This window comes from Mycoplasma sp. 4079 (assembly GCF_047785185.1).
GTDB lineage: Bacteria > Bacillota_I > Bacilli_A > Mycoplasmatales > Metamycoplasmataceae > Mycoplasmopsis.
The window spans coordinates 1-12,006 of record NZ_JBLNNG010000002.1; the positions used below are offsets into that span (position 1 = coordinate 1).

7 protein-coding genes, 1 tRNA gene and 1 other RNA gene are annotated in these 12,006 nt (G+C 31.3%); 5 read left to right on the forward strand and 4 right to left on the reverse strand.

Annotated elements, in window-relative coordinates; all coding sequences use genetic code 4:
• Positions 1 to 443: 443 nt before the first annotated feature.
• The 3 genes from ACMZI9_RS00590 to smpB all read right to left on the reverse strand — a co-directional run bounded on the left by ACMZI9_RS00590 (position 444) and on the right by smpB (position 1,352).
• Positions 444 to 518 (reverse strand) — tRNA-Thr (locus ACMZI9_RS00590).
• 3 nt (positions 519 to 521) lie between these two features.
• Positions 522 to 904: a transfer-messenger RNA gene (gene ssrA / locus ACMZI9_RS00595) on the reverse strand.
• A gap of 7 nt (positions 905 to 911) precedes the next feature.
• Positions 912 to 1,352 (reverse strand): SsrA-binding protein, encoded by a 441-nt coding sequence (gene smpB / locus ACMZI9_RS00600; RefSeq protein WP_323176674.1) that lies wholly within the window; start codon positions 1,350 to 1,352, stop codon positions 912 to 914.
• Positions 1,353 to 1,519: 167 nt separating this feature from the next.
• Here smpB and ACMZI9_RS00605 point away from each other — a divergent pair, with 167 nt between their 5' ends.
• From ACMZI9_RS00605 to ACMZI9_RS00625, 5 genes are all read left to right on the forward strand, one after another.
• Positions 1,520 to 4,009, forward strand: a complete 2,490-nt coding sequence (locus ACMZI9_RS00605; protein WP_323176673.1) for a valine--tRNA ligase — start codon at positions 1,520 to 1,522, stop codon at positions 4,007 to 4,009.
• A complete protein-coding gene (locus tag ACMZI9_RS00610) occupies positions 3,997 to 4,827 on the forward strand; it encodes a bifunctional 5,10-methylenetetrahydrofolate dehydrogenase/5,10-methenyltetrahydrofolate cyclohydrolase (protein ID WP_257089337.1) in 831 nt (276 codons plus the stop codon). The genes ACMZI9_RS00605 and ACMZI9_RS00610 overlap by 13 nt, the downstream gene beginning before the upstream one ends.
• A gap of 7 nt (positions 4,828 to 4,834) precedes the next feature.
• Positions 4,835 to 5,680 carry an HAD-IIB family hydrolase gene (locus ACMZI9_RS00615; protein ID WP_323176672.1) on the forward strand — a complete coding sequence of 282 codons (846 nt, stop codon included), beginning with the start codon at positions 4,835 to 4,837 and terminating at the stop codon, positions 5,678 to 5,680.
• A gap of 143 nt (positions 5,681 to 5,823) precedes the next feature.
• On the forward strand, positions 5,824 to 7,293 hold the full coding sequence (locus ACMZI9_RS00620) for an endonuclease (protein WP_323176671.1): 1,470 nt from the start codon (positions 5,824 to 5,826) through the stop codon (positions 7,291 to 7,293).
• Positions 7,294 to 7,386: 93 nt separating this feature from the next.
• A complete protein-coding gene (locus tag ACMZI9_RS00625; protein WP_323176670.1) occupies positions 7,387 to 9,357 on the forward strand; it encodes an endonuclease in 1,971 nt (656 codons plus the stop codon).
• Between the two features lie 82 nt (positions 9,358 to 9,439).
• On the opposite strand, the gene ACMZI9_RS00630 is transcribed toward ACMZI9_RS00625, so the two are convergent.
• A complete protein-coding gene (locus tag ACMZI9_RS00630; protein WP_323176669.1) occupies positions 9,440 to 11,821 on the reverse strand; it encodes a phosphoketolase family protein in 2,382 nt (793 codons plus the stop codon).
• Positions 11,822 to 12,006 lie beyond the last annotated feature (185 nt).

Sequence of the window (12,006 nt, forward strand, 5' to 3'; positions counted from 1 at the left end):
TAAGGTGTTTTTTTGTTTTTAGCCTTCTTTATTAAAACATTAAAATTTCATTAAAATAACTGCTAAATTTTAATTTTTTGCAAAATATATAAACTATTCAAACAATGCAATTTATACAAGAGAAGGGATGTAAACAAAATCAAGCAAATAGCTAAAAATGTCGCGCTCATTGAACTCTTTTACGACCTGTTGGTATCTTTAACCACGAGATACTGAAATTGTTGCAGCAACAAAATAGATGATATTACACCAAATGGAATCAATATTTTAGTTATTTTCATACATTCTTTTTAATAATTACAGTAGATAACTTTGCTATCTATCATTATTCTAAAAAAATGTAAGTAAATTCTGAAAAAGGTAGGTACTTAGTGATTGTTTTAAAAAAGACATTAAAAAAATCACAACTTCGATAGTCATGATGTTTAAATATATTAATCTAATGGTGCCGCTTATGAGAATCGAACTCATGATGGTTGGTTACGAGTCAACTGTTTTACCACTAGAACTAAAGCGGCTAATGGTGGAGATAAGGGGAATCGAACCCCTGTCCACAAATTGAGCATGTTGCTGCATCTACAGTTTAGAATACTTTTTATAACTGTTTTAATGATAAAGTATTCGAAAAATATTAAACAGTTTGGCTAAATTTCACATCAGTTTGCCAAAGCTAATGCTATCCTCTTAAGACCAACTTTAATATAGAAAGGAGCTACATTAAAGTCACCAGATTGCATTTAATTAAGCAAAAACTGGGTTTAAGTTGTTCATTGAGAACATCGCAAAGTTTGAAACTTTGTTTTCTTTTTTAGCGTTTCCATTTAAGAAAGTCTAGAAGTAATTATAGTCTACCACACTACTGCAACAACAACACCCCAAAGTATGTCGAAACCATTATATCCCCATAATGATTATTTATATGAATTAATTAGCTTATTGAGTTTTTTATTAACTTCGTCTTTAATGATTTGTTGTCTTTTATCATATTTTTTAAGACCCTTAGCTAAAGCTATTTCTACTTTAATTCTTGATGAAGAATTAAAGTACATTTTTAAAGGTATGATAGTAAGACTTTGTGATTCTGTAGCAAATTTAATCTTACGAATCTCATTTTTGTGAAGAAGTAATTTTCTATCTCTAAACTCATCTGCTTTTACGTGCATATATTGCTTGAAGTAAGCTTCCTTAAGATACATTTCACCTTTGTAAATAGAACAAAAGGCATTTGAAATGTCAATTGAATTAGCTCTAGCTGATTTTACTTCTCAACCAAGTAATTCAATTCCTGCTTCATATTTATCAATAATTTCATAGTTGTGATGAGCTTTTTTATTTGTGCTAATTATCTTCATACAATTAAATTTTACTATATTGTTTTATAAACATTTTATTTTTTCACTTATGTGCTACCAGTAAAAGGGGCAAGGAATTTTAGCAAAATTTATTATAATTTTAATAATTATTTATATAGATATTTTTTTAAGTAAAAATACCTTGAAATTATTTAAAGGAGGTATTAATGGACAAAATATATAATCACACTCTAGTTGAAAAAGACATTGATAAAAAATGACAAGCTAAGAAATATTTTCAAACTCATGATTTAGACAAAAAACCTTTTACTATTTTGTTACCACCACCAAATGTGACTGGTAAGCTACATTTAGGTCATGCACTTGATGTTTACATACCTGACACAATTATAAGATATAAGAAACTTAATGGTTTTGATGTTATGTGAGTTCCAGGTATGGATCACGCCGGAATTGCTACACAATCAAAAGTTGAGGATGTTTTATTCCAATCAACAGGTCAAACTCGTCACGATTTAGGCAGAGAAGCTTTTGTTGATAAGATTTGAGAATGAAAAGCTGAATATGCAAACTTATTTAGACAACAATGATCAAAAATTGGTCTAGCACTTGATTATTCAGCTGAAAGATTCACACTTGATGCAGAAGCTAATGAAGCTGTTTCAAAAGTTTTCATTAACTTATACAACAAAGGTTTCATTTACAAAGGTGTTAAAGCAATTAACTGAGATGTTAAGTTACAAACTGCTTTATCAAACATTGAAGTTAATAATGAACCTACAGAGCAAAAAATATACTACATCAATTATCCAATTAAGGGTTCAAACGATGTGTTGACAATTGCTACTGTTAGAACAGAAACTTTATTAAGCGACGTTGCTGTTGTTTTTAATCCAAATGACTCAAGATACAAAGATTTAGAAGGAAAAGTTGTAATTCACCCAATTACTAAAAAAGAATTACCAATCATCCCTGATGAATATGTTGATATTGACTTTGGTTCAGGATTAATGAAACTTAGTGCACACGCTGAAGTTGATGTTGATATTATAAAAAAACACAATCTTGAAATCAACGAAACAATTTCAAAAGATGGTTTAATTAACTATCCTGCATTACCTGAATTCCACGGTTTAGAAAGATTTGTAGCAAGAGATAAGATTGCACAATTCTTACAAGATAATGGTTATATTCAAAAAGTTGAAACAACAATTTCAAATGTTGGTATTTCAGATAGATCTAAAACACCAGTTGAAATTTTAGTGCTACCACAATGATTTGTTAAAATGGAACACTTCAGAGATTTAATCTTAAAAGATTTAGATTCTTCAGAAGCTGTTAAGTTCTATCCAAAACGTTTTGAATTAACTATGCGTCAATGAATGGAAAATGTTTATGATTGAACAATTTCTAGACAACTTTGATGAGGACACAGAATTCCTGCTTGATATGACCAAGATGGTAATATGAAAGTTCAAGTTGATTCACCAGGTGAAGGGTGAGTTCAAGATCCAGATGTTCTAGATACTTGATTCTCATCAGGACTTGCTCCATTTGTGTTCTTAGGATGACCTCAAAATGATGAAAAACTAAAAAGATATTATCCAACATCTCTTTTAGTTACAGGTTATGACATTATTTTCTTCTGAGTAGCTAGAATGTACTTCTTTGGACTTGAATTTACAGGTCAAAAACCATTTGATAGATTACTACTTCACGGCCTTATTAGAGATGCACAAGGTAGAAAAATGTCTAAATCATTAAACAATGGTGTTGACCCTATGGATATGGTTGATAAATATGGTTCAGATGCTTTAAGATGATTCTTAATCACAAATACAACACCAGGTTTAGATATTAAATTCTCAGACGATAAAGTTGAAGCTGCTTGAAGAGTTAATAACAAGTTATGAAACATTACTAGATACATTAATGAACTAGAAGATAATAACAATGAAGCTACTGATGCAGATAAGTGAATATTAAATCAACTTAAAAACTTATCAGTTAAGATCGATTCACTTATTGATAACTATGAGTTTTCAATTATTGGTTCAGAAATCTACAAATTCATTTTCACAGACCTTAGTGGATGATACGTTGAATTCTTAAAGAGTTCATATTCTAAAAAATCAGCTCTTGAAGTCTTAAGAAAAACTTTAATTGTGCTTCATCCATTCTTGCCATTCATAACAGACAGGTTATATTCAGAAATCTTTGATGCAGAATTATTAGAACAATTATGACCTACATTTGAAGATGATCATTCAACCGATTATATAAACACAGTTATTGAAGTTGTAACTGAACTTAGAAAATATCGTGAAAATAATCAAATTTCTAAAAAAGAACTTCTTATTTATTCACTTAAAAACGATGTTCCACAAGTTGCTATTGAGACAATTAACAAAATGGTATTTGCTTTATACGAAGATAATAACGATTACTTAATAGCGCTAAATGACAATGTTTTATTCATAAAACAATCAGATGAAACAAAACAAAGAAATAAAGAGCTCCTTTTAGAAAAAATTAATTTTGTTAAAGCAGAAATAGCTAGAGCAGAGCAACTTTTAAACAATGAAAGATTCGTTTCAAAAGCTCCTGCTGATAAAGTTGCTGTTGAAAAAGCAAAATTAGAAAAATATACAGATGAACTTAAAAAATATGAGGAGGAATTATCATGCAAATATTAAGCGGTAAAGAGTTAGCTAAACAAGAATTAGCTAAATTGAAACAAGAGATAATTGATCTTGATTTAGAAAGAAAATTAAGAATGGCAATTATCCAAGTAGGAGATAATGCTGCTTCAAACAAATACATAGCTCACAAATTAAGAGTAGCTGAAGATTTAGGGATTGAAGCTGAATTATTCAAGTTTGATGAGGATATTTCTCAAGACAGATTACTTAAGAAAATGGACAGAATCAATGAAAAATTCGATGGAATCATTGTTCAGTTGCCATTACCTTCTCATTTACCAACTCAAGTTATTTTAGATGCAGTTCCATACGATAAAGACATTGATGGACTTACAACAAAAAATGAATTCAGATTATATAACGATACAGCTGACAAACACTTTATTCCAGCTACAGCACGTGGTGTTTTAGAATTAATGGAACACTATGGAATTGATGTAGAAAACAAAAGAGTATGTGTTGTTGGAAGATCACATGTTGTAGGAAAACCTCTTGCACACATTATTAAAAGAAAAAATGCTAACGTTTCTACATATAATGAAGAAACAGGAATTAAGGGTATTGAAAATGCAGACATCTTAATCGTTGCAATAGGTGTTGCAAAATACATTAAAGCTCACAATGTTAAAGAAGGAGCTATTGTTATCGATGTTGGAACTAACTTGGATGACAAACTTTCAGCAGAATTATCAGGTGATGTTGACTTTGAAGATGTTAAAGATAAAGTAGCTGCAATTACACCAGTTCCTGGTGGAGTTGGACCTATGACTGTAGTTGCATTAATGAAAAACTTAGTTGACATTGTTAAATAGGAGATTAATGCAGAAACCTAAAATTATTTTTATCGATCTAGATGGAACCACATTAGATGGACCGGAAGAAAAATTCTGAATGCGTAGTGCAACAGAATTTACTAAAAAAACACTTACAGAGTTAAATAAACAAATTCCAGTTGTAGTTGCAACTGGTCGTGGTTTAAGTGCAAAAACTTCTGATATTGTTAAAGGTTTAACAGGAGAAATTACATATATAGCTTGAAATGGAGCTGTTACAGTTGAGAATGGAAAAATTATTTCAGAGGAAATAATTGAACCTGAAAAAGCACAGTTATTATTTGATTTAATCTCTAAAAAATTTGCTTTTGTAACGATTGATTCAAGACACGTATATGTAAAAAACTACTTATATTACATTATTAAATTTGTAAATAAAATTTACAAAAACTTTTCTAAGAAATTCAGATGAATTACAAATGCAAAACCATACAAAGACTTTAAAAACGATTATCCTATACACAAGGCTCTTTTATCTAGTTTATCAGCTAGAAAGGCTGCTAAATTTGCTAAAAGATGAAAAGAAAAATATGGAGACATGTTTGAAATAGCATTTGTTGGAGAAAAAAATAAAACCTTAGAAATTACTAAGATTGGTTCATCAAAAGGTGAAGCTGAAGTTGCATATTGCAAACTTAAAGGAATTGATCCTGAAGATGCTATGCACATTGGTGATTCAATGAATGATTCAACTACAAAAGGTAAAGTTGGAACATTGATTGCAATGCAAAATTCAGTTCCTGAACTAAAGAAAATTGCTGATGAAATTACTGAATTCCCATGCAATCAATCTGGACTTGCAAAGTATTTATCCCAATTTTTAGACAAGTAAATTTTTCACAAAATATGGAATAAATTTTCCATATTTTTATTTTTTATTTGTATAAAATTATAAGTAATATAATTTTTAAATTATATTGATACATAATACAACTAAAATAATAGAAATTTTTAACCTTATTTTAAGGAGGAAAAATGAAGAAAATTTTTAAAAAATTATTTTTAACATCAAGTTTAGCAGCTAGTGCTATTTTACCGATGGTTTCACTTTCATGTAATAAAACAGATGATAATACAAGAAAAGAAATTGTTACACCAAAACCGGTTATTCCTGCTGCACCAGCTGAAGTTTCATTAGAAAATGCAAGCAATGTGTTTAAACCTATCGAAATTCCTGCTACTTCAAAAGATCAAATCTTAACTTATTTAAAAGATGGAAATAACAAATTCTTATACTTCATGAGAAATACAAATGAAATTGGTTTAAACAGAAAAACAGGACCAGCTGTTGGGGCATTGTTTGAAGAAGCTATTAATGCTAAATTCCATCCAGCTAACTTTGAAGAACCAATTTTCACATACAAAAGTACAGATAGACCAAATGGTGATATTAACTTCCAATTTAATGCAAGTACAAATGAATTAACTTTAACATACAAAGCTGCAATTAACACAGGAACTGCTGATAATAGTGGATATGAATTTTCAACTAAAACATTCACATCAAAATTTACTGTTTTCTTTAAGGAAGCACAAACTACAACAACTCCACCAACAACAGGTGGAAACACAGGAAGTTCAAATATAACTATTACACCAGTAAATTCAAACTACTCATACAACTATGATTCAAGTAATAATTACTATGCATCAGCTAACGGAAAAAGCGGTGCAGAATTATATGCTGCATTATTAAAGATTCAAAAAGCACATTTATCAGGTGTTAGAGGATATTGAGATATTCCAGGATTCTACCAATCAAGCAACTCACCATTCAGAGATATTTACTTTGAAAAAGATAACACAATGTTAGATATTTATTCTGAAAACCCAACAGGTACAGATCCATACACATACAGATCTTACCCAACAAGTAATAATGCTTCTGGTGAGAGCCATGGAATGAACAGAGAACACGTTATTCCTCAATCTTGATTCAGTAAAGAATCACCAATGGTTTCAGACGTTCACCACATTTATCCAACAGATATTAAAGTAAACGGAGTAAGAAGTAACTATCCTCACGATTTAGTTGCAAATGCTTCTGCTAGTTGAATATCAATGAACGGTGGAAAATTAGGGACAAACTCAATTGGTATGACATCATTTGAACCAATCAATGAATTCAAAGGTGACATTGCTAGATCATACCTTTACTTCACTGTAACTTACAATGACAGAAACTTAGCAGCTACATCTCAATCAATCTTCACAAGAACAGCACCTTACATTAAAGAACACTACTTTAATACTTTTGCAAACTGAACAGCAACTGATCCAGTTTCTCCATTTGACGTTGCGAGAAATAATAAAATTGCTGCATTTGAAGGTGGATTAAGAAACCCATTCATTGACTACCCTAACTTATTAGAAAACTTAGTTGGATCAAACCCTAAACCATTCACAAACTTAGGAGTGCTTGTTTCAACTACACAAAAGAATTAATCAAATAAGCCGAAATGGCTTATTTTTTTCACATTTTGTGAAAATTAAGGCTATTTTCTATCACTTTTTTAAAAAAGTGATAATAGTAAGGGTATGAAAAAGTTTTTAAAACCATTATTAGTATTATCACTATTCGTTACATCTACATCAGTATTATCAACTCAATGTTCACAAAAAAATCCAGAACCATCAAATCCAATTGATAAAAAACCAACACCAGAACCTAAGGAACCGGTTACAGATCCAATAACTCCACCTGTTTCAAATCCAAACCCTGAACCAAATCCAGGACAACCAATAAATGAATATGAAATGCCTGATGCTTCAAACATAGTTACTAACCCAATGTCTTTAACAGAAGAAAACAAGCAAGCAATTGTTTCAGGATTAAGTGCACAAAATGCAAAACTTGTCTTCAATGCTGCTGATGACACACTTCGTTTGAATGATACGAATAATACATTTGTTGCGTTGTTAAATGAAGACGGTATTTTTCAAGAGTTTAAACTTATTAATAAGGCATTTGCAGGAAACGAAATCACTAATGAAGAAATTACAAACAACAAATTAATAGATGTTGATTCATTTGATGCACAAACAAACACAGTTGTAATTAGTTATAAAGCTACACGACCAGCTGATGGTTATATTGCAGTTGGAAGCAGTGTGTATACTTCAATATTTACACTTGATTTTTCAGGTAACGCGGTTCAACCAGTTGAAAAGGATATAACAACTTTATATAACAATATTTTAGTTTCATTACCACTTTCAGGAGACTTAAAAACACAAGTTTTAGCTAAGTTAAATGCTCATGAAAATATTGCTTATATGTACACAGACAGAACAGTTGGATTAGATAAGAAAAAAGGACCAGCATTTCTTAAATTCAAATCAGAATTTGAAAACGATGAGTTCCAATTAGTAAATGATGTAGAAAAAGAATTTACATACAAAAATAAGAAATATCCAAATAGTTTCTTAAATTACGAATATAATGCACAAACACAAACACTAACAGTTAAATATAAATTAACAGTTAGAAATGAAGATAAGACATTTGACTACTCAAATGACAATTTATACACATCTGTTGTAAAACTTAACATTGTTGAGGAGTCATCTATAGAAGAATCAGTTAATGGAAGTGATAATCCATCAACTCCACCATCATCAGGAAATGGTGAAACACCATCAAATCCAAATCCAGAACCTTCACAACCAACTCAACCAGTTACCGCTAATGGTTTAAGATATGATGCAAGTAATAATTACTATGCACAAGCTGATGGTAAAATGGGTGATGAGTTATATGATGCATTATTAACGATTCAAAACAGTCACTTTGGAGGAGTTCGCTCATATGGTGCTTTAGGAACATTCTATGATCAATATAATGCATTTAAAGATAAATATTTTGAAAAAGATAATACATTGTTAGATATTTATTCAGAAAATCCAAACGGAAGAGATCCATATACATTCCATGATTTTCAATGAGGAAAAAGATCATCTGCAAGAGATGAAGGGGAAGGGACAAACAAGGAACACTTAATTCCACAATCTTGATTCAACAAAGAATCACCAATGGTTTCAGACGCGCACCACGTTTGACCTACAGATATTAAAGTTAATGCAAACAGAGGTAATTTCCCTCACGACAATGTAAATGATACAGCTAAAACATCAAGAAATGGTGGAAAATTAGGAAGAAACTCAATTGGTGAAACAACATTTGAACCAATAGATGCATTCAAAGGAGATATTGCTAGAGCATATCTATACTTTACAGTTACATATAGAAATAGAAACTTAAATCAAAAATCAAATTCAATATTCTCAAACACTAAACCATATATTAAAGACCATTACTATCAAACATACAAAAACTGAGTTTCAACAGATTCAATTTCACAATTTGATATTGATAGAAACAACGAAACAGCTAGATACCAAGGTGGATTAAGAAACCCATTTATCGATTATCCAGACCTTATTGATAGTCTTGAAGGTAGAAAACCATTTGTTAATAGAGGTATTTTAGTAGGTTTAGAAAATAGTTAATTAAAAAAGCAAAATGAAAACACCCTAGTTTGAATTACTAAGGTGTTTTTGATTATCTTTTAACACTTATAAAGTGTTTGTCTTATTTTTTAAGACCTGATCATTTTCAGAATCTAACTTCGTCAATGTCAATTCCAACTTCTTTAATGTATCTGTTGTGGTATGCAACTTTTTCTTCCATTTGTTTTACGAAGTCAGCTGCTTTATCACCGTAAACTGCTTTAGCAGCTGTGATTGAGATGTGGAATCTATCCATGTGGCTCATTTGTCTAATGTCAAATGATGTTGTGATGTCTCCGTTTTCTCTGTAACCGTGAACAAATAAGTTGTGGTTTTGACGTGAGAAGAAGATATCTCTAATAAGACCTTCGTATCCGTGGAATGCGAATACAACTGGTTTGTTCTTTGTAAAGATTGCGTTGAATTCAGCATCTGATAATCCACGTGGGTCAATGCTTGGGTGACGTAATTTTAATAAATCAACTACGTTAACGAATCTAATTTTAAGTGAAGGGAATGCTTTGTTGATGTATTCTAATGATGCTAATGCTTCTAAGTTTGGTTCTGTACCTGATGCAACAACAACTAAGTCTGGTTCTTCACCTGGTTTTGTTGTAGAAGCTCAATCAATAACTTTAAGACCTTTTTCAACTAATTCTTTAGCTTCTTCTACATTGTAGAATTGGTCTCTTGGTTGTTTAGAAGCAACGATAAGGTTAATTACATCTCTTTCTCTGTAAGCTTTGTCTAATACAGCTAATAATGTGTTAGAGTCAGCTGGTAAGTATTCACGAATTAATTCAGGTTTTTTGTCAGCTAAGTGACCTAAAATACCTGGATCTTGGTGTGTGTAACCGTTGTGGTCTTGTTGGAACGCTGTTGATGTAGCGATAACGTTAAGAGATGGGTAATCTTTTCTTCAGTGAACTTTTCTTGCTTTAGCAACTCATTTCATGTGTTGTGTAAGCATTGAGTCAACAACTCTTAAGAATGATTCGTATGAAGCAAACATTCCGTGACGACCTGTTAATACGTATCCTTCTAAGAATCCTTCAGCTTGGTGTTCTGATAATTGTGAATCGATAACTCTTCCAACTGGTCCGATAGCTTCATCTAATTCAGGATTTACTCTTTCTAATCATTGTCTGTTTGTAACTTTAAGAACATCGTAAAGTCTGTTAGATTTAGTTTCATCTGGTCCGAATACACGGAAGTTATCTGGGTTCATTTTGATTACTTCAGCAAATCATTTTCCAGCGTTAACCATATCTTGGTCTTGAACTGAACCAGGTTTTTTGATGTCTAATGCAAATTGTGTTCAGTCTGGTAAGTTTAATGCTCTAGGGTTTACACCACCATTTGTAATAGGGTGCATTGCCATTCTTTTTGCACCTTTAGGAGCAATTTCAGCATATTCAGCTTTGAATTTAGCATTTTCATCAAATAATTCTTCTGGATGATATGAAGTTAATCATTCTTTTAATAAGTCTAATGTAGCTGGTTTTTCTGATGTAACAGGAAGTGGAACTTGGTGTGATCTAAAACTTCCTTCATATGTTAAACCATTGTATGTGTGAGGCCCTGTTCAACCTTTTGGTGTTCTAACAACAAGAGCTGGTCAAATAGGTCTTGTAGCTTCTTCAGCTGATTTTTGTCTTGCTTTTGCTTGAATCTTTTGGATTTTTTCAATAGCTTTGTCAAATGCTTTTGCCATTGGTTTGTGAATTCCTCTTTGGTCAAAAACATCAGCTTCAACAAAGATAGCTTCTCATCCAAATCCAGCTAACATATCTCTGATTTCTTTATCTGATTTTCTAGCTAAGATTGTTGGGTTTGCAATTTTTCCACCATTGATGTGGATGATTGGTAATACAGCTCCATCATTAACTGGGTTAATGAATGATGATGAGAATCATCCTGCTGTAAGTGGTCCTGTTTCAGCTTCTCCATCACCGATTACTGTAGCAGCAATGATTTGTGGGTTATCTAAAATAGCACCTGTTGCATGTGATAATGCGTATCCTAACTCTCCACCTTCGTGAATTGAACCAGGTGTTTCAGGAGCAGCGTGAGATGCAGTTCCACCAGGGAATGAGAATCTCTTGAACATTCTTTTTAATCCCTCTTCATCTTGTGAGATTTCTGGGAATAATTCTGTGTAGCTTCCATCTAAGTATGAGTTAGAAATCATAACTTGACCACCGTGTCCTGGACCTTCAATGTAGAACATTTCTAAGTCATATTTGTTAATAACACGGTTTAAGTGAGCATAGATTAAGTTTTGTCCTGGGATTGTTCCTCAGTGACCGATTGGGTACATCTTAACATCTTCGGCTTTTAACTCTTCTCTAAGTAAAGGGTTGTTTCTTAAAAACATTTGCCCAACTGAAAGATAGTTAGCAGCACGTCATCAAGCATGCACTTTATCTAAATAATTTTTACTATCAAATAAAGTTTTTTTCATCTTGTTTCCTTTTTTGTTTGATTTTATTTCGAAATAAATTTAAACATCAAGTTAAAACGTTTTGTAACTTAATGTATCATTATTTTACTTTATTTATTTTTTAAACAAAACCGAAAATAAGCAATATTTCGCACCATCAAACTGCTTTAATTTTGTACATTTATATAATTAATTTTTAGAAATTT